The sequence below is a fragment of the Acidovorax sp. 62 genome, assembly GCF_002754495.1.
In the GTDB taxonomy this organism is placed as follows: domain Bacteria; phylum Pseudomonadota; class Gammaproteobacteria; order Burkholderiales; family Burkholderiaceae_C; genus Acidovorax.
Genome location: NZ_PEFJ01000001.1, coordinates 1917836 through 1942906, shown reverse-complemented (window position 1 = coordinate 1942906; position 25071 = coordinate 1917836). Strand labels below are relative to the sequence as shown.

General features: G+C 65.8%; 19 protein-coding genes and 1 riboswitch. Of the genes, 6 read left to right on the top strand and 13 right to left on the bottom strand.

The window, feature by feature from the left end:
- Positions 1-152 precede the first annotated feature (152 nt).
- Together CLU86_RS08650 and CLU86_RS08645 are read left to right on the top strand one after the other, a co-directional pair.
- Positions 153-644: a hypothetical protein gene (locus CLU86_RS08650; RefSeq protein ID WP_233194901.1), complete on the top strand. Its 492-nt coding sequence runs from the start codon at positions 153-155 to the stop codon at positions 642-644.
- 351 nt (positions 645-995) lie between these two features.
- Positions 996-3077 (top strand): TonB-dependent receptor, encoded by a 2082-nt coding sequence (locus CLU86_RS08645; RefSeq protein WP_099741333.1) that lies wholly within the window; start codon positions 996-998, stop codon positions 3075-3077.
- A gap of 170 nt (positions 3078-3247) precedes the next feature.
- Here the strand turns inward: CLU86_RS08645 and CLU86_RS08640 are convergent, their stop codons facing one another.
- The 6 genes from CLU86_RS08640 to CLU86_RS08615 form a co-directional block, all read right to left on the bottom strand.
- Positions 3248-3934: a hypothetical protein gene (locus CLU86_RS08640; RefSeq protein ID WP_233194900.1), complete on the bottom strand. Its 687-nt coding sequence runs from the start codon at positions 3932-3934 to the stop codon at positions 3248-3250.
- A 143-nt stretch (positions 3935-4077) separates the two neighbouring features.
- Positions 4078-5352, bottom strand: coding sequence for an acyl-CoA dehydrogenase family protein (locus tag CLU86_RS08635; protein ID WP_099741332.1), 1275 nt, complete (start codon positions 5350-5352; stop codon positions 4078-4080).
- Positions 5353-5399: 47 nt separating this feature from the next.
- Positions 5400-6485, bottom strand: a complete 1086-nt coding sequence (locus CLU86_RS08630) for a phosphotransferase (RefSeq protein ID WP_099741331.1) — start codon at positions 6483-6485, stop codon at positions 5400-5402.
- A gap of 180 nt (positions 6486-6665) precedes the next feature.
- Positions 6666-7385 carry a Crp/Fnr family transcriptional regulator gene (locus CLU86_RS08625; protein ID WP_099655693.1) on the bottom strand — a complete coding sequence of 240 codons (720 nt, stop codon included), beginning with the start codon at positions 7383-7385 and terminating at the stop codon, positions 6666-6668.
- 200 nt (positions 7386-7585) lie between these two features.
- Positions 7586-8365 (bottom strand): oxepin-CoA hydrolase, alternative type, encoded by a 780-nt coding sequence (locus CLU86_RS08620; protein ID WP_099741330.1) that lies wholly within the window; start codon positions 8363-8365, stop codon positions 7586-7588.
- A gap of 4 nt (positions 8366-8369) precedes the next feature.
- Positions 8370-9893: a 3-hydroxyacyl-CoA dehydrogenase gene (locus tag CLU86_RS08615; protein WP_099741329.1), complete on the bottom strand. Its 1524-nt coding sequence runs from the start codon at positions 9891-9893 to the stop codon at positions 8370-8372.
- 166 nt (positions 9894-10059) lie between these two features.
- Here CLU86_RS08615 and CLU86_RS08610 point away from each other — a divergent pair, with 166 nt between their 5' ends.
- Positions 10060-12198, top strand: coding sequence for a hypothetical protein (locus CLU86_RS08610; RefSeq protein WP_233194899.1), 2139 nt, complete (start codon positions 10060-10062; stop codon positions 12196-12198).
- A gap of 62 nt (positions 12199-12260) precedes the next feature.
- Here CLU86_RS08610 and CLU86_RS08605 read toward each other — a convergent pair whose 3' ends face one another.
- Genes CLU86_RS08605 through CLU86_RS08590 form a run of 4 tightly spaced genes read right to left on the bottom strand, consistent with a single transcriptional unit; the run spans position 12261 to position 15313 of the window.
- Positions 12261-13178 carry a thiamine phosphate synthase gene (locus tag CLU86_RS08605; protein ID WP_369803818.1) on the bottom strand — a complete coding sequence of 306 codons (918 nt, stop codon included), beginning with the start codon at positions 13176-13178 and terminating at the stop codon, positions 12261-12263.
- Positions 13162-13974, bottom strand: a complete 813-nt coding sequence (locus CLU86_RS08600) for a thiazole synthase (RefSeq protein ID WP_099741327.1) — start codon at positions 13972-13974, stop codon at positions 13162-13164. The genes CLU86_RS08605 and CLU86_RS08600 overlap by 17 nt, the downstream gene beginning before the upstream one ends.
- A 14-nt stretch (positions 13975-13988) precedes the next feature.
- Positions 13989-14186: a sulfur carrier protein ThiS gene (gene thiS / locus CLU86_RS08595; RefSeq protein ID WP_099655688.1), complete on the bottom strand. Its 198-nt coding sequence runs from the start codon at positions 14184-14186 to the stop codon at positions 13989-13991.
- Positions 14183-15313 carry an FAD-dependent oxidoreductase gene (locus CLU86_RS08590; RefSeq protein WP_099741326.1) on the bottom strand — a complete coding sequence of 377 codons (1131 nt, stop codon included), beginning with the start codon at positions 15311-15313 and terminating at the stop codon, positions 14183-14185. Before CLU86_RS08590 ends, thiS begins: the two co-directional genes overlap by 4 nt.
- A 58-nt stretch (positions 15314-15371) precedes the next feature.
- A riboswitch (TPP riboswitch) is annotated at positions 15372-15506 on the bottom strand.
- Between the two features lie 68 nt (positions 15507-15574).
- Here CLU86_RS08590 and thiD point away from each other — a divergent pair.
- A complete protein-coding gene (gene thiD / locus CLU86_RS08585) occupies positions 15575-16456 on the top strand; it encodes a bifunctional hydroxymethylpyrimidine kinase/phosphomethylpyrimidine kinase (protein ID WP_099741325.1) in 882 nt (293 codons plus the stop codon).
- 58 nt (positions 16457-16514) lie between these two features.
- Here the strand turns inward: thiD and CLU86_RS08580 are convergent, their stop codons facing one another.
- Positions 16515-17819, bottom strand: a complete 1305-nt coding sequence (locus CLU86_RS08580; RefSeq protein WP_099741324.1) for a cytosine permease — start codon at positions 17817-17819, stop codon at positions 16515-16517.
- A 251-nt stretch (positions 17820-18070) separates the two neighbouring features.
- Positions 18071-19015 carry a pseudouridine synthase gene (locus CLU86_RS08575; RefSeq protein WP_099743449.1) on the bottom strand — a complete coding sequence of 315 codons (945 nt, stop codon included), beginning with the start codon at positions 19013-19015 and terminating at the stop codon, positions 18071-18073.
- A 277-nt stretch (positions 19016-19292) separates the two neighbouring features.
- Here CLU86_RS08575 and CLU86_RS08570 point away from each other — a divergent pair, with 277 nt between their 5' ends.
- Positions 19293-21272: a Cache 3/Cache 2 fusion domain-containing protein gene (locus tag CLU86_RS08570; protein WP_099741323.1), complete on the top strand. Its 1980-nt coding sequence runs from the start codon at positions 19293-19295 to the stop codon at positions 21270-21272.
- Between the two features lie 73 nt (positions 21273-21345).
- Here the strand turns inward: CLU86_RS08570 and CLU86_RS08565 are convergent, their stop codons facing one another.
- Positions 21346-22461: a DUF72 domain-containing protein gene (locus CLU86_RS08565; protein WP_099741322.1), complete on the bottom strand. Its 1116-nt coding sequence runs from the start codon at positions 22459-22461 to the stop codon at positions 21346-21348.
- A gap of 210 nt (positions 22462-22671) precedes the next feature.
- Here CLU86_RS08565 and CLU86_RS08560 point away from each other — a divergent pair, with 210 nt between their 5' ends.
- Positions 22672-25038, top strand: a complete 2367-nt coding sequence (locus CLU86_RS08560) for a Tex family protein (protein WP_099741321.1) — start codon at positions 22672-22674, stop codon at positions 25036-25038.
- The last annotated feature ends 33 nt before the right edge of the window (positions 25039-25071 follow it).

The following is a 25071-nucleotide window of genomic DNA, read 5'->3' as shown; positions in this document are numbered from 1 at the left end:
TGCCGACTTAGGAGGCTGTCGGACTTGGAGCGTTGATCGCGAAAACCGAAGGTTTCACCAAAATTGGCCCCGCTGCGGTCCATTTGCAGCCGACGATTTCCAATTCCGATAGTCTCCCCAACCCGCTGCCTATTTCGCCCTTGCCCTTGCCCATGTCCAAGCCCCTGTTGCACCACCGCCCACCTGCGCGCACCGCACTGCGCACGCGGGCCGGGGTGCGCGCCTGGAACGCGGCCTGGCTGGCTTGGTTGCTGCTGGCCCTGGTGCTGGTGCCCACCCTGGGCCGGGTGCACCAGGCCTTGCACTCCACCGTCCACCTCACCACCCAGCTCCCTTTGCAGGTGGGTGGGGTGGCGCCAGCGGTTGGCACCGCCCCCCAGGCACACGCCCACGCCAGCGCACAGGGCCTGCCCGCGCCCGTGGCATCCAAGGCCTTGGCGGCCCTGGTGCCCACCCACGCCAGCGGGGCAGACTGCCTGTTGCTGGACCAACTGGCCCTGGCCGATGTGCTGCTCGCCCCCGCATTGGGCGTGCCAGCCAGCCATGGCATCCATGCCGCCCCGGTGGGCTGGACGCAGCATGCGTTCGCACTGCACCGGGCGCTGTTCCAGGCCCGCGCACCGCCTGCAGCCCTGCGGGCTTGACATACGCAGGCCCCAGTTGCGGGCCCGAGCCGCTGACCGTTGCGATCTGACCCGGTGGCCTTGGGCTGCCAGGGCAGCGGGTGGCTTCTGCTGCGCCCGTTCGCTCCGCGCATTCCCTCTGGCCTATTGCTTCCCATCCCGTGCTGTGCCCTGCGTGGCGGCTTCGCTTTGGGTTGATTGCTCCTTTTTTGATAGCTGCTTGCGCTTGATTGATAAGCGCTGGCGTGCATTTTTGTTCTATATCCCGCAGAGTGGGCTGGCCTGTGCCTGTCTGCCATGGCGCGCTGTGTGTTGCGCTGTGCGTGCTGCGGGGTGGTTGCGTTCGATTTTTCTGATTCCCAAGGTTTCCTCATGATTCACTCCACACTTGCCCCCCATCGCCTGGCCCTGCGCCCTGTGGCCCTGGCCGTTGCCCTGTTGGCCGTGGCTGGCACCGGGCTGGCCCAGGCTCAGGCCGTGGCGCCCGCTGCTGCAGCCGAAGCCAGCCTGCCTGCCGTCACCGTCTCTGCCAGCGGCCTGCAACTGGGCGCCAATGACATGACCACGCCGGTGACGGTGCTCGAAGGTGACGAGCTGGTGCGCCGCCGCGAGGCCACGCTGGGCGAGACGCTCAACAGCGAGCCCGGCATCACCAGCAGCCACTTTGGCGCTGGGGCCAGCCGCCCCATCATTCGCGGCATGGATGGCCCGCGTGTGCGCGTGCTCAGCGACGGTGCCGAGCTGCACGATGCCTCCACCATCAGCCCCGACCACGCCGTGGTGTCCGAGCCCATGCTGGCCACGCAGATCGAAGTGCTGCGCGGCCCGTCGGCCCTGGTGTATGGCAACGGTGCGGTGGGTGGCGTGGTCAATGTGCTCGATGGCAAGGTGCCCACGGCCATTCCGCAAAAGGGGTACGAAGGCAGCGCCGAGCTGCGTGCCAACACGGGCGCCCGTGAGGGGGCCGGCGCTTTCTCGCTCACGGGCGGTGCGGGCAACCTGGCGGTGCATGTGGAGGGCGTGGCGCGCGATGCGGGCGACTACCGCGTGGGCAAGGGCTGGGCGCCCGAGGGCGAGGCCACCCGCAAGGTGCCGGGCAGCTTCAACCGCACCGACACGGGCAGCGTGGGCTTGTCGTGGGTGGGCGAGCAAGGCTACCTGGGCGCTGCCTACACGCGCCAGACGGCCAAGTACGGACTGCCGGGGCACAACCACAGCTTTGAAGGCTGTGGCGTGAATGGAAACCGGCTCGACTGCCCGGCACCCACTGGGCCCGTCGAAGTGCACGACCCGGCCGATGTGCCCGTGGTGGACCTGCGCAGCGAACGCTTTGACGTGCGCGGCGAACTGCGCAACCCTTTCGCAGGCTTCTCAGCCCTGCGCCTGCGCGCTGGCGTGACCGACTATGTGCACGACGAAGTCGAAGACGGTGCCATCAGCACCACCTTCAAGAACAAGGCCTACGACACCCGCGTGGAGCTGCAGCACGAGCCCATTGCCGGGTTCAAGGGCGTGGTGGGCCTGCAGACCTCGCAGCGCAAGTTCAGCGCCGAAGGCGAAGAGGCTTACGTTGAGCCCACTGTCACCCGCAAGGTGGGCCTGTTTATGTTGGAGGAATACCGCCTGGGCGACTGGCGCTTTGAAGGCGCACTGCGCCACGACCGCCAGACTGCCGAGGCGCAGACCACAGGCATCGAGCGCAGCCACAACGGCACCTCGGCATCGCTGGGCGCGGTGTGGCGCTTCACGCCCGGCTACCAGGTGGGCACCTCGTTCACCCGCGCCAGCCGCGCGCCGTCGGCCGAAGAGCTGTACGCCCGGGGCCTGCACATGGCCACCAGCACGTACGAGCGGGGCAACGCCGATCTGCGCTCGGAGACTTCGCAAAACATCGACGTGAGCCTGAAAAAGACCAGTGGCGACACCACCTTTGGCGTGAGCGTGTTCCACAACAAGATCAACAACTACATCTACGGCCGCACGCTCGATGCGCTGGATGGCCTGCAACTGCTGCAGTACAGCCAGGCCGACGCCACCTTCACCGGCATTGAAGGCCAGGTGCGCCAGGCCCTCACGCGCAACTTGGGGCTTACGCTGTTTGGCGACACCGTGCGCGCCAAGCTCGACGGCGGTGGCAACCTGCCCCGTATCCCGGCCACCCGTGCTGGTTTGCGGCTGGACGCCAATTGGGCGGAGTGGGAAGGCCAGGTGGAATGGGTGCAAGTGGCCCGCCAAAGCCGCGTGGCCGAGTTTGAAACCGCGACCCCCGGCTACGGCATGCTGAACCTGGGCGCCGCCTACAACGGCAAGCTGGCCAACGGCTCGCCATGGCAGCTGTACGTCAAGGGCAACAACCTGACCGACCGCCTGGCCTATGCGCACACCTCGTTCATCAAGACCGCTGCGCCGCTGATGGGGCGCAGTGTGACGGTGGGGGTGAAGGTGGCCTTCTGAGGCAGTGCGGAGGCTTTTTAGCCAAATAGTCTGACATCTACCCCAGCCGTTCGGGCTGAGCTTGTCGAAGCCAGGGCACTCCTTTGAACGGCCCTTCGACAGGCTCAGGGCGAACGGGGTGGGTCTCAGGCATCTGCAAAATTCATGCTAAATAGCCTACTAGCGCTTATTCAATAAGCGCTGGCAGCTATAAAAAACGTAGCAAATGGCTCGGTGTCAGGCAGCACATAGGCCACGCCGGGCACCTGCCCCAGGTAGGGCGCGATGTGCTGGCTGTAGAACGCATCGGGTGCGTTGATGCAGCCGTAGCTGATGCGCCGGTCGCGCGCCCGCGGGCTGGCCAGGCGCTGCAGGCGCCGCTCGATGGCCGTGGCGCTGCGCACGCGGTGCAGCGATACCGCCGCGTCGTAGTCAATCCACACAATGTCTTCGCCTTGCAGGTTCTGGCCGGGCTCGGTCACAAACCGGCCTGCGGGCGTGGTGCGCTCGTGCGGGCGTACCTGGGCCACGGGGCGCTGCCCAATGCCGGGCACGCTGCGGTCGCCCGCTGCCAGCCCCAGCAGCACGGGCGCGCTGCCCAGCCACTGGGCGCGGCCTGAGAACACATGCGCGCAGGCCTCGGGCTTGTCGATCACCACAAAGGGCATGCCCGCGTTGTCTGCCGTGCCCGCCACCCAGCGCAGCAGTTGCCTTGCGGTGGCCGAGGCTTGCCATTCACCATCGTCCGTGCCCTGCGCCGCACTGGCCCAGGCGCCAGGGGCGGCCAAGGCCAGGGCACCCGTGGCCCAGCGGCTCCATTGGCGGCGGGTGAGGGCGGTGGCGTGCTGTGCGTTGGGTGGGTGGCGAGCGGTGGTCACGTGGGGTGGGGCAAAAGCGGTGCGCTGATTTTGCCGCGCCACAGGCAACAGCCCTCCACAAAAAAGCCCATGGCCTTGGAGGGCCATGGGCTGGTGCTGTGGGTTGCGGGGTGGCGGGTTGTCCCGCGCTTGGCCTCAGCCTCTCAGGCGCCGCGTGTGATGGGCACGCCCGCGTCGCGGCCGTAGCTGCCGTACTTGCCCAGCTCCCACTTGGCAATGGCGTTGCGGTGCACTTCGTCCGGGCCGTCGGCAAAGCGCAGGGTGCGCGCACCGGCGTAGGCATAGGCCAGGGGGAAGTCGTCGCTCATGCCGCCGCCGCCGTGGGCCTGCATGGCCCAGTCGATCACCTGGCAGGCCATGCTGGGGGCCACCACCTTGATCATGGCGATTTCGGTCTTGGCCACCTTGTTGCCTGCCACGTCCATCAGCCAGGCGGCCTTCAGGGTCAGCAGGCGGGCCATGTCAATCTTGCAGCGGGCTTCGGCAATGCGCTCTTGCGTCACGGTTTGCTGCGCCACGGTCTTGCCAAAGGCCACGCGGCTGCTGGCGCGCTTGCACATCAGCTCCAGCGCGCGCTCGGCCAGGCCAATGAGGCGCATGCAGTGGTGGATGCGCCCGGGGCCCAGGCGGCCTTGGGCGATCTCGAAACCACGGCCTTCGCCCAGCAGGATGTTGGAGACGGGCACGCGCACGTTTTCAAACGTCATCTCCACGTGGCCGTGGGGTGCGTCGTCGTAGCCAAACACGTTGAGCGGGCGAATGACCGTAATGCCCTTGGCGTCAGCGGGCACCAGCACCATGCTTTGCTGTGAGTGCCGGGGCGCCTCGGGGTCGGTCTTGCCCATGGTGATGTAGACGGCGCAGCGCGGATCGGCCGCGCCCGAAATCCACCATTTGCGGCCGTTGATGACGTATTCATCACCCTGGCGCTCGATGCGCGTCTCGATGTTGGTGGCGTCGCTCGATGCCACGTCAGGTTCGGTCATGGCGAATGCGGAGCGGATCTTGCCTTCGAGCAGCGGCTTGAGCCAGCGCGCCTTGTTGGCTTCGTCGCCATAGCGGGCGATGGTTTCCATGTTGCCGGTGTCGGGCGCCGAGCAGTTGAACACCTCGCTGGCCCATGGCACGCGGCCCATGATTTCGGCCAGGGGCGCGTATTCCTGGTTGGTGAGGCCTGCGCCTGCGTAGCCCGAGGCGGCGGCGCTGTCCACCGGCAAAAACAGGTTCCACAGGCCTGCGGCCTGGGCCTTGGGCTTGAGGTTTTCGATGGTGCTCAGGGCCGACCAGCGCTTGCCTGCGGCGGTGTTGGCCAGCAGCTCGGCCTTGTAGGCCGCCTCGGAGGGGTAGATGTGCTCGTCCATGAACTGGAGCAGTTTGGCCTGCAGTTCCTTGGTCTTGGGGGAGTAGTCAAAGTCCATGGGGTTCTCCGTGAAAAATCGGTGGGTGTTGTTCTGTGATGGCGTGCTCAGCCGCGTTGGGCAAACGACCAGGCCAGCTGCGCCATGGGGCGGGCGGTGTCGCCCGATGCCTTGGCCTGCGCGCTGGAGGCGGTGCCCGCCTCGACCCGCTTGGCAATGCCTTGCAAGATGGCCGCGATGCGGAACATGTTGTAGGCCATGTAGAAGTTCCAGTCGGTCTGCAGCGCCTCGGGCGTGGCAATGCCGGTGCGCTCGCAGTAGCTGCGGATGTAGCTGTCTTCATCCGGAATGCCCAGGGCGGCCAGGTCTTGCCCCGCAATGCCGCGCCCCAGCGCTGCCGGGATGTGCCAGCTCATGCAGTGGTAGCTGAAGTCGGCCAGCGGGTGGCCCAGGGTGGACAGTTCCCAGTCCAGCACGGCGATCACGCGGGGCTCGGTGGGGTGGAACATGAGGTTGTCCAGCCGGAAGTCGCCATGCACGATGGAGACTTGGCTCTCATCCCTGGCGCTGGCAGGCATGTGCGCGGGCAGCCATTCCATCAGCCGGTCCATCTCTTCGATGGGCTGGGTGATGGAGGCAACGTACTGCTTGCTCCAGCGGCCAATCTGGCGGTCGAAGTAATTGCCGGGCTTGCCGTAGCTGGCCAGGCCCCGGTCGGCAAACTTCACGGTGTGCAGCGCGGCAATCACGCGGTTCATCTCGTTGTAGATGGCGCCGCGCTCGGCGGGCGCCATGCCGGGCAAGGACTGGTCCCACAGCACGCGGCCCTGCATGCACTCCATCACGTAGAAGGCGCGGCCAATCACCGATTCGTCTTCGCACAGCACATGCATGCGGGGCACGGGCACATCGGTGCCTTGCAGGCCGCTCATCACCGCAAATTCGCGCTCCACGGCGTGGGCCGAAGGCAGCAGCTTGGCCACGGGCCCGGGTTTGGCGCGCATCACATAGCTGGCTCCGGGGGTGATGAGTTTGTAGGTGGGATTGGATTGCCCGCCCTTGAACATCTCTACCGTGAGCGGCCCCGCAAAGCCCGGCATGTGGCGGCCGAGCCAGTCGGTGAGCGCGGCTGTGTCAAAGGCGTGCTGGTCAGACACGGGGCGTGTGCCCACGAAATGGTCAAAGTTGCTCATGGGGGATGAGGGATGGAATGGGTTTGGGCATGGCTGCGCCTGCGCAGGGCTGTGCTTGCTGCGCGCTGGGGCGGCTATTGCCGGGGTGTGGGTGGGTGGCTGCGTGCGCCGATGTGGCGCACGGCCCAGGAACTGCAGCCCAGGCATTGCGGGGGCTGCGTGCTAGAGGAGTAGTGGGGCTCAGGTGTCGGTTTCCGCAATGCGCATCAGCGCCTCGCGGTTGCGTACCACCAGGCCACCGGGCTCGATGCGAATGGCGTCCTCGCGCTCCATGGACTTGAGCTCCTGGTTCACGCGCTGGCGCGATGCGCCCAGCAACTGTGCCAATTCTTCCTGCGCCAATTGCAGGCCAATGCGCATCTCGCTGCCATCTGACAGGCTGGGAGTGCCATAGCTGCGCACCAGGTGCAACAGCTGCTTGGCCAGCCGCGCACGCAGAGGCAGGGTGTTGAGGTCTTCCACCAGGCCGTACAGCTGGCGTATGCGGCGCGCATGCAGGCGCAGCATGGCTTCGTAGAACTCGGTGTGCGCTGCCAGGATTTTCTTGAAGTCGGCCTTGGCCACGCACAGCACGGTGGTGTCGCCGTGTGCATAGGCATCGTGCGTGCGCCGGTCCCCATCGAAAATCGCCACGTCGCCAAACCAGATGCCGGGCTCCACATAGGTCAGCGTGATCTGCTTGCCCGAGATGGACGTGGAGCTGACCCTCACCGCCCCGCGCGCGCAGGCAATCCACTCCTCGGGCGGATCGCCCCGGGCGGCTATGAGGCCGCCGTCCTTGAAGCGTTTGACATAGGCGCATCGGAGGATGTCGTGTCGCAGTGAGGGTGAAAGGGATGAGAACCAGCGACCGGAATTGATCGCTTCACGTTCTTCGATAGTAAGAATCGGGTCGTCCATGGTCTGTCTTTTGGGTGACTGGTAACAGCTTCATTGTCGCGTGAGGGACCCGGGCCTTTGCCTGGGGTTGTCACCTGTGCGTCTGTGCCTGCGGGTACGGGTGTTGGGCTTGGGTCCTGGTGGAAACAAAAATGCCCTGGTCCGCAAGGACGCAGGGCATGAATGGTGTCACGGTGGGTGCTGCAGTAGCGGTGGGGCGCTCAGTCGTAGCGCGGGCTGCGTTTTTCAAGAAAGGCCGCAATGCCTTCACCCGCGTTGGCATGGTGCAGGTTTTTGACAAAGTGGTCGCGTTCGCTGTCGAGGTGCGTGCTCAGCGGCTGGTGGGGCGCATCGCTGACCAGCTCCTTGATGCTGGCAAGCACATTGGGCGCCCGTTGGTTCAGCCGCTCGGCCAACTGCAAGGCGGTGCCCAGGGCATCGCCGGGGTTGCTCAGGCGGTTGACCAGGCCCAGCGCGTGCAGCCGCTCGGCCGCTATCTTTTCGCCGCACATCAGCAGCTCGGTCGCCAGGGCGCGGGGCAGGGCGTGGGCCAGGCTCCAGCTGGCGCCCCCGTCGGGCGACAGGGCTACGTTGCTGTAGGCCATCAAAAACACCGCGTCGCGTGCGGCCACCACCATGTCGCAGGCCAGGGCCAGCGAAAAGCCCGCGCCGGCCGCCGCGCCTTCCACGGCCGCAATGATGGGCTTGGGGTAGGTGCGGATGGTCTCGATCCACTGGTGCAGGCCTTCAATGCTCTGGGCTTGCACCTCGGGGGGCTGCTGGCGGTTGGCTTGCAGGCGCTGCAGGTTGCCGCCCGAGCAGAACATGCCGCCCGCGCCGGTGATCACCACGCTGCGCACATCGGGGCTGCGCTCGGCCACATTCAGGGCCTCGATGCCCGCGGCATACATGGCGGGCTCAATGGCGTTGCGCAGCTCGGGGTTGCTCAGGGTCAGGACCAGTGTCTGGCCTTCGCTGGTGCTCAGCAGTTGGGCGGGCATGGACTCAGCTTTCTTCGACGTGGGTCAGGCTCAGGCCAATGGCGCCCCGGCGGCGCAGCCAGGGGCTGGGGCGGTAGCGGGTGTCGCCATACACGGTCTGCATATTGAACAGCACCTCCAGGATATTGGTGGGGCCCCAGCGGTCGCCCATGGCCAATGGCCCCAGCGGGTAGCCCAGGCCCAGGGTCACGGCGGTTTCCAGGTCCTTGGGCGAGCAAATGCCTTGCTGGCAAATATCTGCCGCGATGTTGACGATGGTGGCCACGACGCGCTGGGTGACAAAACCGCCGCTGTCGCGGATCACGCTCACGGGCTTGCCGTCACGGGCAAACAATGCGTGTGCGGCGTTGCGGATGTCCACGCGCGTGGCTGGGTTGGTGGCCAGCACGCGCCGCTTGGTGGCGGCTTCCTCCACCAGCATGTCGATGCCAATGGTGCGTGCCGGGTCCAGCCGCTCGACTACTGCCACCGTGGTTACATCAAACCCCAGCGGGGCGACCAGGGTGATGGCATGGGGCGAAGGTGATGCGCCGGTCTCGATGGTGGCACCCAGGTCCTTGAGCAACTGGTACAGCTCCATGCGCCGTGAAGCCCGGGGCGATACCCACACCGGTGGAATGTCTTGCACCACCGGCACAGGGGGCTCTGCGGGCACCTGGGCCGCGCCATCTACATAGCGGTAAAAACCATCGCCCACCTTCTTGCCCAGCACGCCGCCCGCCAGCCGCTGCGCGGTGATGACGCTGGGGCGAAAGCGCGGCTCTTCGTAATACTGGTGGTAGATGGATTCCATGACGGGGTGCGACACGTCCAGCGCCGTCAGGTCCATCAGCTCAAAAGGCCCGAGCTTGAAGCCCACCTGGTCGCGCAGGATGCAGTCGATGGTGGCGAAGTCGGCCACGCCCTCGCTGACGATGCGCAGTGCCTCGGTGCCAAAGCCGCGCCCGGCGTGGTTGACGATGAAGCCCGGCGTGTCTTGGGCCTGCACGGGGGTGTGCCCCATTTCACGGGCGTAGGCCGTGAGGGCCTGGCAAAGCGCGGGGGCGGTCTTGAGCCCAGCCACCACTTCCACCACTTTCATCAGTGGTACGGGGTTGAAGAAGTGAAAACCGGCCAGCCGCTCAGGCTGCTTCAGGCCAGCGGCAATGGCCGTGACCGACAGGGACGATGTATTGGTGGCCCACACGGCGTGCGCGGGCAGTGTGCGTTCCAGCTCTGCGAACAGGGCTTGCTTGACGTCAAGGCGTTCCACCACGGCTTCGATGACCAGCTCACAGGCGGTCAAATCGGCCACTGTGTTGGCTATTTGCAACTGGTTGCCCCAGGCCTGGGCTTGCTCTGGCGTGATGCGGTCTTTGGCCACCAGCTTGCCCCATTGTTCTTGCAGGGCTTGCTTGGCTTTTTCGGCGGCGCCGGTTTGCGTGTCGAGCAACCAGACCTGGCTGCCGGCCTGGGCGGCGATTTGTGCAATGCCCCGGCCCATGGCCCCCGTGCCCACAATGGCGATGGTGGAAAAATGAATTTTCATAGCGCCATTATGGCTGTGGCCCTAGGCGCGCACTTATGTGCAAGAATGGGCTGCACCAAAAACAGAAATTATTGTGAAAATCCGTAACACCATTTTTGGAGCCGGTCTGTGGGTGGTTGCCGCCGGCGCCTCCGCGCTTTCGCTGGGCGCGAGCAGGGGCACTGTGGTGCTGGGTAATACGTTGGATTTGGCCTTTGATGTCAAGCCGGATGAGGGCTCAGACATCGCCACCTCGTGTGTGGTGGTCAGCGTCAAATCCGGTGACTCGCTGGTCAGCGAGTCTAAAGTGTTGGTGAGTCCCCTGGCATCCGGTGTGCGGGTGCAGGCGTTCACCGCCATCGATGAACCTGTGGTTCAGGTCACGCTGACGGCTGGCTGCACAGGCCGCACCACGCGCACCTATACGTTTTTGGCCGACCCGCCCAAAGCGGCGCAACGCATCATGGCTGCACCGGCGGCCGCGGCTGCTGCTACCGCCCCATTGCGGGATCGAACTCTATCCCCGCAAGACGCAGCCGTGATGGCTGCACGCGCCCCGGAAGTGGGTGGCTTGGAGCAAGGTGTTGCAGGTGGCCCGGCCGCTGCTTCCACTGCAGTGCCGCGTGCTTCGCAACGCACCGCGCAGGCCGTGCGCAAAGAGCCTCGCACAACCCCTGCGGTAACCGCTCCTGCCAAGCCTGCGGCAGCTGCCGCCAAAGAAGCCGCTCGCTCCCGTCTGGTCATGGAGCCGCTTGATATCTGGCTCGATTCGCCCGTGACCTTGCGTTCTACGCCTGAGTTGCCTCAGGCCCCAGCGTCTGAGGCCACGCCGCAAAGAGAGCAGGCCGCAGCGCTGTGGCGCAGCTTAAACCCAGACCCGCAAAGCCAGGAGCAAGGCCAGGCCTCACAGCGCCAGCTGGAGTCGGAGCTGACCCAACTGCGCGCCAAGGCCACGCGCGACCAGGCCGCTTCGGCCGAGTTGCAGCGCCAGTTGCAAGAACTGGAGTCAGATCGTTTTCCCGCATGGGTGGTGTATGCCCTTGGGGCTGCCTTGGCGGCTGCGTTGGGCTTGGGTGGCTGGTTGTGGCGCCGCTCCGACCGCACCGCGACCAAGGCCGCGCGCTCGTGGCGCGAGTCGGTGGCCGTTAGCAACCGCAAATCGGACACCCATGAAGTGGTGGACCTGGACCCGCTGGAGCGGGTGCAGGAGCACCCTGCAGACCGGTGGGGACGGCCCATTTCTGGTGCCGCAGGCGTGGCAGCGCCTGCCCCGGCTGCGGTCGATATCTTGCTGGAGCCTGAAGAAATTTCCGCGGAAGCCGCAGGGTTTGCCCCCAAACCTGTCGTTGCGACCCCGGCTTCCTCAGAGCCCGTCCTACAGCACATCATTAACCCGGAAGAGCTGTTCGACATCCAGCAACAGGCCGAGTTCTTTGTGTCTGTGGGCGAGCACGACCAGGCGGTGGAAGTGCTGCGCCAGCACATTGCCGAGCATGAAAAAACCTCTCCGGTGGCCTACCTGGAGTTGCTGCGCCTGTACCGCACGCTGAGCCGGGCGGCAGACTTCAATGTGCTGCGCCAGAAGTTCATGCAGCACTTCAATGCGCAGGTGCCAGAGTTCGCCGCGTTTGACCGGGCTGGAAAATCGCTGGAGCAGTACCACGAGGCGTTGGCCGAAGTGGAAGCCGAGTGGAGTTCAGCCGCGGTGCTGGGTGTGCTGGAAAAGCACATGTTCTACAAGTCTGGCGACAAGCGCAAGGCGCCGTTTGATTTGGCCGCTTTTGACGATTTGCTCTTGCTGCTGGCCATTGCGCAGACCACGCCCCCCAGCGTGCGGGGTGCACCGCCGCCGCGCAAGCGCACCACGCCCAAGGCGCAGTCTTTTGAGGCGGCCGCAGCCCATGCGTTGAGTGCCCTGACGCCACTGAGCCCGCTGGACACAACTCCCGATTTCCCCCTGGATTCTTTGGCCGCCGCGTTGGAGTTTGGTTTTGAGCCGCCGACACAGCCTGCGGCAGCGGGCGCCGAGATGCCTGATGGTCCGGCCACGGTGCCGACGCAAACGCAGGGCTTGGTCGATGAATTCGTGGACAGTGTGCCTGTGCCAGCCCCCGCCGCCAGCCGGGCGGCGGCCACCCCACCGGTATCGACTTTCACGTTGGACATTGACCTGTCCGAGCCGGTGCCCATCACCATCAGTGATTTGCCCCCGGTGCCTGTGACGCCACCGCCCCCTCCGGGCCAGCCGGTGGGTTTCGGCTCTTCCAACGACCTGATGGAGTTGAGCCTGGAACTGGAACCGCTGAATCCGCCCGGTAAAAAATAAGCAAACCCCGGCGTGCCATGGGCCGCCGGGTTGCAGAGGGCAAAGGCTTTACAGCCTCGACTTCATTGCACGCGCAGTGCCGCCATCAGCGCGGTGGCCGCTTCTTCAGGCTGCGCAGCATTCACCAGCGCACGCACCACCGCGATAGAGCCCACGCCCGTGGCGCGCACGGCCCCAAACTGCTCTTGGCCAATGCCCCCAATGGCAACCTGCGGGTAATGCCGCAGCAGCCGGGCATAGGCTTGCAGCCGCCCCAGGCCCTGCGGTGCGGTGGCCATTTTCTTCAGCGTGGTGGGGAACACAGCGCCCATGGCGATGTAGCTGGGGCCCACGGCATCGGCGCGCACCATCTCGGCATAGCCGTGGGTGCTGACGCCCAGGCGCACGCCTGAATCGCGCAGGGTGCGCAGCTCTTGCGGGGTCAGTGCGTCCAGGTCTTCCTGGCCCAGGTGCACGCCATAGGCGCCTGCGGCAATGGCTTCTTGCCAATGGTCGTTGATGAACAGCAGCGCCTGGGTGCCCGCCACGGCAGCGACGGCGTTGCGTACCTCGCGGGCAATGGCGTGGGCATCTTCAGATTTGTAGCGCAGTTGCACGGTGGGCACGCCTGCGCGGGCCATGTGGCCCACCCACTCGGCATCGGGCAGCACGGCGTACAAACCCAGCGCTTGCGGGCAGGCGGCAAAGGCCTGGGCGCGCGGCAGGGGCTGCAAGCCAAAGTCCTGCGGCTCGCAGGGCCAGCTGGTGGCGTCAAACTGGCCTGTGCGCTCGGTTTGTGTATGCCAGGCACGGGCCAGGCATTCGGCGTCGTGGGCGATGAAGCCCAGTTGGCTGCAGGCCTGCAGCGCTGCCAGGTAGGCCGGTGCGGTGCTGGTGGGGGCAGGGGGCTGCAAGGGCTCGAAGCCCGCAAAGGTGGCGGCGTGGTGGCTGGCGATGGCCTGCGCCATGCCCATGGTGTGGGGCTCAAGCATGGGTTGCATGGTGCCAGAAGGGCGTGCCCAGCACGGGGGTGCTGGGCTGGGCAGAGTCTTGCGCCGTCATCGCGCCAGCCAGGTGGGCTGTGCGGCCTGCCTGCACGGCATCGGCAAAAGCCCCTGCCATGGCCACAGGGTCTTGAGCCAGGGCCACGGCCGTGTTCAGCAGCACGCCGTCGTAGCCCCATTCCATGACCTGGCAAGCGTGTGAGGGCAGGCCCAGGCCCGCGTCCACCAGCAGCGGCACGCTCAACCGCTCGCGCAGCGTTTGCAGAGCGTAGGGGTTCACCGGCCCCCGGCCGGTGCCAATGGGCGCGGCCCAGGGCATGACGGCCTGGCAGCCGACATCGACCAGGCGCTGGCACAGCACCAGGTCTTCGGTGCAGTAGGGCAGCACCTGAAAGCCTTCCTTGATCAGGTGCTCTGCCGTGCTCACCAGGTTCAGCGTGTCGGGCTGCAGGGTGTAGTCGTCGCCGATCAGCTCCAGCTTGATCCAGGGGGTGTTGAACACCTCGCGGGCCATCTGTGCGGTGGTGATGGCTTCTTGGGCGCTGTGGCAGCCTGCGGTGTTGGGCAGCACGGGCACGCCCAGCTTGCGCAGCAGCTCCCAGAAGCTGGCGCCACTCTCGGCCGGGTTGCTGCCTTGGCGGCGCAGCGAGGCCGTGACCATGGCGGGCTGGGCGCGCTCGACGGCTGCCTCCAGCACCGCAGGCGAGGGGTAGCGCGATGTGCCCAGCAGCAGGCGGCTGGTGAAGGTGTGGCCGTACAGAACCAGAGGGTCTTGGGAGGTGAGAGCTGTCATGGCTTGGTGGGGCGTCAGCCGCCCGTCACTGGGGAGATGATTTCCACGCGGTCGCCCGGTTGCAGTGGGTGGGCGGCGTAGCGTGTGTTGGGGACGAAGGTGGTGTTGACTGCGACCGCAAATGGCGGGCGGGCCGCGATGGCGGCCACCGCGTCGGCCACGGTGGCGCCGTCGGGCAGTTCATGCGGGTGGTTGTTGATGCAAATCTTCATGCCAATGCGCTGGCAGCCTGATCGGCCGGGGCAGACGTCCCCAGCAGTTCAAGCCGCAGATCAAAACGTTTTGAAAGCGCTGATTGTCCTGTGTTCAGGATCTCCATGGTCACATCCAGCATGGCGGGCGAGATCATGAACCCGTGGCGGTACATGCCGTTGACCTCCAGCACGCGAGGCTGGGGCTGGCGGATGGCGGGCAGGTTGTCGGGCAGGGTGGGGCGGCACTGGGTGCACAGCTCCAGCACGCGGGCCTCGGCAAAGCCCGGATGCACGGCGTAGGCGGCACTCAGCAGCTCCAGGGTGGAGCGCACGCTGGCGGGGGAGAGATCGTCCGATTCGATCTCAGTCGCGCCGATCACAAAGATGTGGTCTTGCTTGGGCGCCAGGTAAATCGGGTAGCGTGGGTGCACCAGGCGGGTGGGGCGCTGCAGAGTGACATCGGGCGCATACAGGCGCACCACCTCGCCGCGCACGCCGCGCAGGGCCTTCCAGTCCTGGCGGGCGCCCAGGCCTCGGCAGTCCAGCAGCCAGTCGGGCTGGCCTGGGGTGCCGGGGGCAAAGGCCTCTGGCGCGCGGGGTGCGTTCCAGTGCATGGTCACGCCCAGGCGTGTCATTTCGGTGAGCAGGGCGGCCAGCAGTTGCCGGTTGTCGAGCTGCCCTTCGCCCGGCAGGTACAGGCCTTGGGCAAAGCGATCGGCCAGGGTGGGCTCAGATTGCGCCAGAGCCGCACTGTCGAGCTTTTGCATGGCGGGCAACTCGGGGGTGGTGCGCTGGTTGGTCTCTAGCACGCGCGTCAGGCGCTGGGCTTCGGCGGCGTCTTGCCGGTGCCAGACGATCAGCGTGCCTGCTTGTTGAAAGAATACGGGCTCGGGCAGCGAGGCAATCAACTGCTGCCAGCGCGGCAGCGCGTAGTGGCCCATGCGCACCACGCCGGGCTCGGTGATGGCGGACTCGGCCAGCGGGGCCAGCATGGCGGCGGCGACGTTGGCGGCCGATTGCTCTGCCAGTGGGCTGCCTGCGTCGTAGATGTCCACCCGATGGCCCTGGCGTGCCAGCTCCACGGCGAGCAAGCGGCCCATGAGGCCTGCGCCCAGAATTGCAAAGGATGAGGGGGAAAGTGACATAGGGGTCCGTCTGGCGTCCGTCTGTAGAAAGGCAACAGTGGACAAAACGGAGGGCGCAGCGCCGTTGGTGGAAACTCCCCACGCCAGCATGACCTGGATCGGGTAGCGGGGCGCGGTGCAGCGTGGCTGCGGGCCCCAGGGTATTTCTCAGTCACACACCGCGCATGGCAGCGGGACACCCCTGTTTCGTCCGGAAAAAACAATTACAGCACATCCTCTTTTGCCGCAGCTTGACCTGGCGCATAGGCCATAATTTTTGCCATGACTTCCTCTTCTTCAGGGCTCCACGCGGGCCGTCCACACGCACGCGTGTTGTCCCGTTATGCGCGCGTGTTGTCCATTGCCGGCTCAGACAGCGGCGGCGGCGCAGGCATCCAGGCCGATCTCAAAACCTTCAGCGCCCTGGGCTGCTACGGCATGACGGCCATCACTGCCATCACGGCACAAAACACCTGCGGCGTCACGGGCATCCATGGCGTGCCGCCCGACATGCTCAAGGCCCAGATCGATGCCGTGGTGCAGGACATTGGCGTGGACGCGGTGAAGATCGGCATGCTGCATTCGCCCGACGTGGTGCGTGTGGTGGCCGATGCCATTCGCACCTACCAGTTGCCCCATGTGGTGCTGGACCCTGTGATGGTGGCCACCAGTGGCGACCGTCTGATTGCACAGGAAACCGTGGGCGTGCTGGTGCAAGAGCTGTTCCCGCTGGCCGAGGTTGTGACCCCCAATTTGGACGAAGCGGGCTGGCTGCTGGGCCGCAGCTTGCAAGACGCCGATGCGCTGGAAGCCGCAGCGCAAGACCTGCGTGCATTGGGCGCGCAGGCGGTGCTGCTCAAAGGCGGGCACTTGCCGGGCGATTGGGTGGTGGATGTGCTGTCGATGCCCGGTGCACCGCGGGTGCACAAACTGCAGTCGCAGCGCATTGCCACGCACAACGGGCATGGCACCGGGTGTACGCTGTCGTCGGCCATTGCGGCCCACCTGGCGCTGGGGCTGCCACTGCAGCAAGCGGTGGAACAGGCCCGGGCCTACATCCTGGGTGCGATTGCTGCAGGCGCCGACGTGACCACGGGGCGCGGCCACGGCCCGCTGAACCATGGCTACGCGCCGGTGGCGCAGCGGGTGTTTGAGGGTTCTTAGTGATTTTGGCCGCTAGCGCTTATTAATCAAGCGCTGGCAGCTCATAATTTGATAGCGATCAGCGCACCTTGGGCCGGGTGGCCCAGGCCAGTGCAAAGCTGAATGCCAGGGCGGGCAAGGCCGAGCCTGCACCCGGCAACACCTTGGGCGCCAGGTGGTACACCGCAATGCCTGCCAACCACAGGGCCACGGGCAAGGCGTTCACCACCCGGGCCTGCGCCAGCAGCGTGGGGGCATGGGTGCCAAACGCCAAGCGCCCCAGGATGACGCCGAACAGCGGTACGAACACCGAGCTGAGCAGCAGCAAGAACGGCTCCAGGCTGTGCATGGGCAGCACCAGGGCCAGGCCCGTGCACATAGCTGCCACGGCCAGGCCCCAGCGGCGCACGCTCCAGCGTGGCAACAGGCTGTGGGCCGACACGGCACCCGAGTACGCATCGCCATAGGCGTTGTCCACCTCGTCGATCAGGATCAGCGACAGCGCAATGAGCCCGCCCTGTGCCAGTAGCAGCGCTTGCACCAGGTCGGTGGACGGGAGCGTCAACGCCACCAGCACGCCCAGGCTGTAGCACCACATGTTGGCCAGCGCGTAGCCCAGCCACGTGCCACGCAGGGCCGCGCTGCCGCTCTTGCCATGGCGGGCGTAGTCGGCCACCAGCGGCAGCCACGAAATGGGCATGGCGATGACCAAATCCAGCGCGGGTAGCACGCCCATGCCGCCTTCGCCCTGGCGATTCCACAGCGCGCTAAAGCCCTGGGCTTGCGCCAGCGACACAAACTGCCAGCTCAGCCACAGCAGCGACAGCACCACCAGGGGCAACGCCACCCGGGCAATCACCTTGCGCACCAGTTGCACCATCGATCCGCTGATGAGCAGCATCACCACACCGCCCCACAGCAGCGTGGCCAGCACAGGCCACAGGGTTCCAGCCATGGTGCCAGCCAGGCCACCCGCCTGCTGCCCAATGGCCACGGTGGCGTCGCGCATCACCACCAGCTCAAAGGTGCCCCAGCCCACCAGTTGCACGATGTTCAGCACGATGGGCAGGCTGGCAAAGCCCCGGCCATACACCGCGTGCATCAGCCCCGCGCTGGCCAGGCCACTGTCGCAGCCCAGCTTGGCCACCCAGCCCAGCAGGCCCGCGCCCAGCAAAGAGCCCGCCACAATCGCCCACAAGGCCTCCTGGGTGCCCAGCGCAGGCATCAGGTAGGCGCCGACCTGCATTACCAGCAGGCCCACGCCCAGGCTGAACCACAGTGAGGCATGGTCGTGCCACTGGAAGACGCGGCGCTCGGCAGGCACGGGTACCAGGGCCTCGTTGACTGCCGATGAAGTGGGGGCAGGGTGGTGGGATGACGTCATGCAAAAGCTCCGCAGCGGTCTGTTCGGTCGGGTAACTACAGCGCAGGGGGCAACGCCCGCCCTGGCGCTGCCCGGTGCGGGGCATGGCTGCGGCGTAACGGCTTCCCTGCGCGAGGATGATCTCGGGCCCAAGTCTGTGGACTGGGCGCAGTCAGGTTCAAAGGGACTCTCTCAGCCTGCAGCTTGCGTTGCAGACACCCCTAGCAGGCATTGGCGGCCGGGTGGCATCCAATGCGGGTTGGATTGTAGGTCTATGCCGCCACTGGCGTGGTGGCGGCGTCGGCCACCGGCCACTGCAGGCGCAGCCGGGTTTCAAAGCGGCGCTCCTGCCCGGTCAAGGGGTCGGCAAAACGCAGCGACCGGGCTAGCAACTGCAAGGGGCGCGAGTAGTCGCCTTCGGGCGGGTCGTTCACCTCGGGGTAGAACGGGTCGTTGCGCAGCGGCAGGCCCAGCGCGGCCATGTGCACGCGCAACTGGTGGCGTTTGCCGCTGATGGGCTCCAGCCGGTACAGCGCCCAGGGGCCTTGCACGGCTTGCACGGCCATGTGCGTGTGGCTGTTGGGCTCGCCGGGCACTTCCTGCATGCGGAAAAATTGAGGAGATTCCTCCATGCGGCTGCGGTGTTCGCGCGGAAACGTGAGGTGAGCGCTCCAGGGGCCTACAGCGTCGTAAGCCTTGGCCATGCTGCGCTCTCTGAACAAGGCCTGGTAGGCGCCCCGCGTGCGTGGTTGCACCGAGAACAGCACCAGTCCCGCCGTGTCACGGTCAATGCGGTGCAGGGGAGACAGATCGGCCAAGCCCAGTTGCCGCTTCAGGCGCACCAGCAGCGATTGCTGCACATAGCGCCCCGTTGGCGTGACGGGCATGAAATGCGGCTTGTCGGCCACCAGCAGGTGCTCGTCTTGGTATAGCACTTGGTGTTCAAAAGGCAGCTCGGGCTCGCCCGGCAGGTGGCGGTAATAGAACAGGCGCACGCTGCCTTTCACCGCTTGCTCAGGGCGCACAGGTAGTCCCTGTGCATCCACCACATCACCCGCCAGCATGCGCGCCAGCCATTCATCACAGCCCACTACGGGCAGGTGTTTTGCCAATCTGTCGAGCAGGTTGCCTTGGCCGTGTGCAGGCAGCACCACGCAGCTGGGACTCACCCCATCGCGCATGGGCAGGGGGCTTGCGGGCAAGTGGGGGTGGTTCAAGGTTTCGGAGGCAGGGGCTTGCCGAGTGGGGCGGGACACCTCGAAAAGCATAGCACCGCGATGGGCGCGCTGATGGCCGGTGTGCCCACGGGAAAACGTCGCTTCTTCTTCCAAAAATAAAGGGTTAACACCAATAGCGCCTGTTGTAAAAAATATCCGCTTACAAAAAATTGATATGGATCAATGCCATTTATGTAACTAAGATGTAAGCATTTCTTGCTATCTGATGAATTTAATAATAAATTTGATAAAAGCGAGAAATTCTTCAAGGACTGCCATGCCCCAATCGTCTCAGCGCTCCGTCGCTTTCAAGCTTTCATTGACTGCTCTGGTGAGCTTGTTGCTGGTTTTGCTCAGCACCATGATTTTGGTGAGCCTGTTCATCTGGCAGGACTTTGGCGGCGTGTCGCGCAACGATGCGCGCCAGTACGCGACCCAGATGCGCACGCTGGTGCAGAGCTTTGATGAAACGGCCCAGGACCAGGCCAAGCGCGACTTCGTGTTGTTCAAGTCCCGCTTCACGGGCGACTTCAGCGTGGAGGAGCAGCCCGGCGCGGATGGCAAGAAGGAGGCGGTTCTGAGCTTTCAAGGTGCGCCGCTGAACGGCAACTTTGAGGGAGTGGACCGCTTTACCAAAGACAGCGCGGGCGCCATTGCCACCATTTTTGCCCGCACGGGGGACGACTTCATGCGCGTGACCACGTCCCTCAAAAAGCAGGATGGCGAGCGCGCCTACAAAACCCTGTTGGACCGCAACCACCCCGCTTACGCCCTCATGCAAGAGGGCAAAACCTACATTGGCCGCGCCAGCCTGTTTGGCAAGGAATACATGACGGTGTACGAGCCCATCCGTGAGGGCAACCGCACGATTGGCATTCTGTTCATCGGCACGGACATGGGGGTCATCCTGGGCAAGCTGGCGCAGGTCATGGGCTCGCAAAAGCTGTTTGAAAGCGGCGCGGTGTACGCGGTGAATGTGTCCTCGGGCCCTGCGCGTGGCCGCACAACGGGCTTGGCCGATGCCCCGGTGGTGGATGAGAAAACCGAAGACGGCAAAGCCTGGCTGGCCCGTTTGACCGAGAAAGACCAGACCAGCGATTTCGAGACGCTGTGGTCGCCCCGCCTGGGTGCGGGCAAGCAGCAGCGCCAGTTTGTGGCCGCAGAGCGCTACAAGCCCTGGAACTGGGTCATCGTGGCCGAAGCCCCCTTGTCCGAGATGATGGAAGATGCCCGTGCGGTGCTGATCTGGCTGTGGGTGGGCGTGTTGGCGGCACTGGCCATCCTGACGGTGGTGCTGGTCTATGCCACGCGCCGGCTGGTGGGCCAGCCCGTGCAGCAGCTCAGCACAGCGCTGGTGCATTTGTCGCAAGGCGATTTGACGCACGCGGTGGACATCCGATCGAACGACGAGATTGGCGCGCTGGGCCAGGCCATGGAAGGCTTTCGCCAGCGCCTGGTGCAAAGCCTGGGCACGGTGCGCCGCAGCGCCGAAAGCGTGTCGTCCGCCAGCAGCGAGATCGCGCAGGGCAACCACGACCTGTCGGCACGCACTGAGACGCAGGCCAGCTCGCTCGAGGAAACCGCCGCCAGCATGGACGAGCTGGGCTCCACCATCCGCCACAACGCAGACAACGCCTCGCAAGCCAGCCGCCTGGCGGCCAGCGCCAGCCAGGTGGCCACACAGGGCGGGCAGGTGGTGGCGCAGGTGGTCAGCACCATGCACAACATCAATGGCAGCAGCCAGAAGATTGCCGACATCATTGGCGTGATTGACGGCATCGCCTTCCAGACCAACATCCTGGCGCTGAACGCCGCCGTGGAAGCCGCCCGTGCAGGCGAGCAAGGCCGGGGCTTTGCCGTGGTGGCCAGCGAGGTGCGCAACCTGGCGCAGCGCACGGCGGCCGAGGCCAAGGCCATCAAGGAGCTGATTGGTGCCAGCAGCGCCATGGTGCAAGAAGGCTCGGTGCTGGCCGACAAGGCAGGCACCACCATGGGCGAGGTGGTCAGCTCCATCCAGCGGGTGGCGGACATCGTCTCTGAAATCAGCGCGGCCACGGGCGAGCAAAGCGCCGGGGTGGGGCAGGTGGGCCAGGCGGTGACGCAGCTTGATCAGGCCACCCAGCAAAACGCGGCGCTGGTCGAAGAAATGGCCGCCGCCGCCAGCAGCCTGCGCACCCAGGCCGAGCAGATGGTCGAGGCCGTGGCCCAGTTCAAGCTGGGGCAGGAGCCTGGGCAGTTCCGGCAACTGGGGCGCTGAGGAGGGCGTTTTTTGCTATTGAATCAATAGCTGCTAGCGCTTATGAATCAAGCGCTAGAGCCTAAAAAGTCTCTCAATCAGAGATTGGTGGGGCGGTCTCGGCGGCGGGTTTTTGCAACGCCCGCACCTGCTCGGCCAGCCGCTGCGCGGTCAAGGGCGCGCACCCCTCGGCATGGTTGCTGATGGTGACGTAGGCGTTTTGCCCCGCCGCCGTGATGCCTGCAATCACCTTGGCCAGCGCCGCGTGGGTGTCCGGGTCCAGGTCGTGCAACCGGTCGTAAGGTGCGTATCGCCGCTCGGCGTCTTCATAGCCGTAGGGGCCGTGCAATGCGTTCAGGTTCCAGCGGCACACCAGGGGCGTGGGCCACAGGGCGCGCAGCAAGGGCAGCTGCTGCGCCAGCGGCGGCAGCTTGGGGTGCAGGCCCAGGCAGTAGGTGGCGCCCGCATCGCGCAGCACGGCGGCAAATTCAGGGGTCAGCCACTCCGGGTCTCGCACCTCCACGGCAATGACGCCGTCGCTTGCCTGGGGCTTGAGCGGTGGCAGCGCGTGCAGCAAATCCCGCAGCTTGCCCAGCAGCAGGGGCATGCGGTCCAGCCACGCCGTGGGCAGGGGGCTGAGCTGGAACACCAGCGCCCCCAGCTTGTCGCCCAGCCCTGCTAAGGCGGGCTCTACAAACTCGGTGCAGGCCAGGGCGGGGTCCAGAAACGCCGGGTTGGGCTCGCGGCCCCGGCCGTCTTCGGTCCGCACCAGCGCATCGGTGACCAGGCTGGGCGCTTTGACGACAAAGCGAAAGTCTGCCGGTACCTGCTCGGCATAGCGCTGGTACTGGCTGACGGTGAGGGGGCGGTAAAAGTTGCGGTCCAGGCTCACGGTGCGCAGCAGCGGGTGGGCGGCATAGGCGGCCAGGCCTTGTTTGGACAGCTGCGTTTCAGCGTACTCCGCATCCCACACCAGCCCGGCCCAGGCGGGGTAGGTCCATGACGAGGTGCCCAAGCGCAGCCGCTGGGGCAGGGCGCCCGCCAGTGTCTGCAGGGCTTCGTCCACGGTGACCGGGCGCACACCCAGCCCCTTGCTCCGTGGTGTCGCCGGTGGTGCGGAGAGGGCGGCGGCTTTGCCAGGCTGCCCATCGGTGGCCGGGCGGTTGGGGGGCGTGGGCACGGCTGGTGTGCCAAACAGGTCTTCTTGCATCCGCTGGAGGGCTTGGGTAGTTGTAACAACCGGGGTCGGGTGGCGATGTTAGCCCGCGGTGCGCTGTGGCAAACTCGCGCGCTTCGCGTTTCGTTTGTTTGACGTGGCTTACGCAAACCGGTTCTCATGCAAGCGTTCGCCCCTGGGCGAGGCTGGTATGGCAAGCCGATGGCGTAAGTCCCATTTGAGTCTCAGAGAGTTTGCCCACACATGCAGCAGATCATTCGGCAACTGGCCGCAGAAATCAAAGTAGGGGAGCAGCAGGTACGCGCCGCCGTCGAGCTGCTGGACGGCGGGGCCACGGTGCCCTTCATCGCGCGCTACCGCAAGGAAGTCACCGGTGGGCTGGACGATATCCAGCTGCGTGAGTTGGAGGCCCGGCTGTCTTACCTGCGCGAGCTGGACGACCGCCGTGCTGCCGTGCTCAAGAGCATTGACGAACAAGGCAAGCTGACCGACGCGTTGCGCGCAGCCATTGCCGCAGCGCCCACCAAGCAGGAACTTGAAGACATCTACCTGCCCTTCAAGCAAAAGCGCCGCACCAAGGGCCAGATGGCCCGCGAGTTTGGCATTGAGCCCCTGGCCGACAAGCTGTTTGCCGACCCCACCCTCGACCCCGCCGTGGAGGCAGCTGCCTTCACCAAGCCGCCTGAAGTGCTGGACGACGGCAAGACGGGCGCCGATTTTTCGACCGTGCCTGCCGTGCTCGATGGCGTGCGCGACATCTTGAGCGAGCGCTGGGCCGAGGACGCCGTGCTGGTGCAAGGCCTGCGCGAATGGCTGTGGGCCGAGGGCCTGCTGCGCAGCAAAAAGGTCGAAGGCAAGAACGAGAACGACCCCGAGGTCTCCAAGTTCCGCGACTACTTTGAATACGACGAGCCCATCGGCCGCGTGCCTTCGCACCGCGCGCTGGCGGTGTTCCGGGGCCGGGGGCTGGAGATTCTGGAAGCCAAGCTGGTGCTGCCGGTGGAGCCTGAGCCCGGCAAGCCGAGCATCGCCGAAGGCAAGATCGCCCTGCACCTGGGCTGGAGCCACGCGGGCCGCAAGGCCGACGACCTGATCCGCAAGAGCGTGGCCTGGACTTGGCGCGTGAAGCTGAGCCTTTCGACCGAGCGTGATCTGTTCGCCCGCCTGCGTGATGACGCCGAGAAGGTGGCCATCAAGGTGTTTGCCGACAACCTGCGCGACCTGCTGCTGGCCGCACCTGCGGGCCCGCGCGTGGTGATGGGGCTGGACCCCGGCATCCGCACGGGCGTGAAGGTGGCTGTGGTGGACGACACCGGCAAGCTGGTGGAGACCGCCACGGTGTTCCCCCACGAGCCGCGCCGCGACTGGGAAGGCTCTCTGCACACCCTGGCCAAGCTGGCCGAAAAGCACGGCGTGAACCTGATTGCCATCGGCAACGGCACGGCCAGCCGCGAGACCGACAAGCTGGCGGCCGACCTGATCAAGCTGGCTGCCAAGGCCGAGCGCGCCATCGAGAAGGTGGTGGTGAGCGAAGCCGGTGCGTCCGTCTATTCCGCCAGCGAATACGCCTCGCAAGAGATGCCCGATGTGGACGTGAGCCTGCGGGGTGCTGCATCCATTGCCCGCCGCTTGCAAGACCCGCTGGCCGAGCTGGTCAAGATCGACCCCAAGAGCATCGGTGTGGGCCAGTACCAGCACGATGTGAACCAGAGCGAGCTGGCACGCACCCTGGGTACGGTGGTGGAAGACTGCGTGAACTCGGTCGGCGTGGACCTGAACACGGCCAGCGTGCCGTTGCTCTCCCGTGTGTCGGGCCTGTCGGGCAGCGTGGCCAAGGCCGTGGTGCGCTGGCGCGAGGCCAATGGCGCGTTCAAGAGCCGCAAGCAGCTCATGGACGTGGCGGGCCTGGGTGCCAAGACCTTTGAGCAGAGCGCGGGCTTCTTGCGCATTCGCGGTGGCGACAACCCGCTGGACATGACGGGCGTGCACCCTGAGACCTACCCCGTGGTTGAGCAGATCATGGAGAAGACCGGCAAGCCGGTGGTCGAGATCATGGGCCGCTCTGACATGCTCAAGACCCTCAAGCCCGAGCTGTTCGCCAACGAGAAGTTTGGTGTCATCACCGTCAAGGACATCCTGGCCGAGCTGGAGAAGCCCGGCCGCGACCCGCGCCCCGACTTCAAGGTGGCCCGCTTCAACGACGGCGTGGAAGACATCAAGGACCTCAAGGAAGGCATGATCCTCGAAGGCACGGTGAGCAATGTGGCCCAGTTTGGCGCCTTCATCGACCTGGGCGTGCACCAGGACGGCTTGGTGCATGTGAGCCAGCTGGCGCACAAGTTCGTGAACGACGCCCGCGAAGTGGTCAAGACCGGTGACATCGTCAAGGTCAAGGTCATGGAAGTGGATGTGGAGCGCAAGCGCATCGGCCTGTCGATGAAGCTGGACGCCGCACCGCGCCAGCAGGGTGACCGGGGTGCACCGCAGGGCAACCGCTTTGAGGGTGCAGGGCGAGGCTACGCGCAGCCGCAGCGCCGCGCGCCCGAGCCTGCGCAACAGTCGGCCATGGCGTCGGCGTTTGCCAAATTGCAACAGGCCAAGGGGCGTTAAAAGCGCACAGGGGTGTTTCGGCCATTGAATGCG

Coding starts and splice junctions, on each gene's coding strand:
- CLU86_RS08635 (WP_099741332.1), bottom strand. CDS start 5,352: ATGGACTTTGACTACTCCCCCAAGACCAAGGAACTGCAGGCCAAACTG.
- thiS (WP_099655688.1), bottom strand. CDS start 14,186: ATGAAGATTTGCATCAACAACCACCCGCATGAACTGCCCGACGGCGCC.
- thiD (WP_099741325.1), top strand. CDS start 15,575: ATGACTTCCTCTTCTTCAGGGCTCCACGCGGGCCGTCCACACGCACGC.
- CLU86_RS08605 (WP_369803818.1), bottom strand. CDS start 13,178: ATGCAACCCATGCTTGAGCCCCACACCATGGGCATGGCGCAGGCCATC.
- CLU86_RS08570 (WP_099741323.1), top strand. CDS start 19,293: ATGCCCCAATCGTCTCAGCGCTCCGTCGCTTTCAAGCTTTCATTGACT.
- CLU86_RS08565 (WP_099741322.1), bottom strand. CDS start 22,461: ATGCAAGAAGACCTGTTTGGCACACCAGCCGTGCCCACGCCCCCCAAC.
- CLU86_RS08650 (WP_233194901.1), top strand. CDS start 153: ATGTCCAAGCCCCTGTTGCACCACCGCCCACCTGCGCGCACCGCACTG.
- CLU86_RS08590 (WP_099741326.1), bottom strand. CDS start 15,313: ATGTCACTTTCCCCCTCATCCTTTGCAATTCTGGGCGCAGGCCTCATG.
- CLU86_RS08615 (WP_099741329.1), bottom strand. CDS start 9,893: ATGAAAATTCATTTTTCCACCATCGCCATTGTGGGCACGGGGGCCATG.
- CLU86_RS08580 (WP_099741324.1), bottom strand. CDS start 17,819: ATGACGTCATCCCACCACCCTGCCCCCACTTCATCGGCAGTCAACGAG.
- CLU86_RS08620 (WP_099741330.1), bottom strand. CDS start 8,365: ATGCCCGCCCAACTGCTGAGCACCAGCGAAGGCCAGACACTGGTCCTG.
- CLU86_RS08645 (WP_099741333.1), top strand. CDS start 996: ATGATTCACTCCACACTTGCCCCCCATCGCCTGGCCCTGCGCCCTGTG.
- CLU86_RS08560 (WP_099741321.1), top strand. CDS start 22,672: ATGCAGCAGATCATTCGGCAACTGGCCGCAGAAATCAAAGTAGGGGAG.
- CLU86_RS08625 (WP_099655693.1), bottom strand. CDS start 7,385: ATGGACGACCCGATTCTTACTATCGAAGAACGTGAAGCGATCAATTCC.
- CLU86_RS08600 (WP_099741327.1), bottom strand. CDS start 13,974: ATGACAGCTCTCACCTCCCAAGACCCTCTGGTTCTGTACGGCCACACC.
- CLU86_RS08630 (WP_099741331.1), bottom strand. CDS start 6,485: ATGAGCAACTTTGACCATTTCGTGGGCACACGCCCCGTGTCTGACCAG.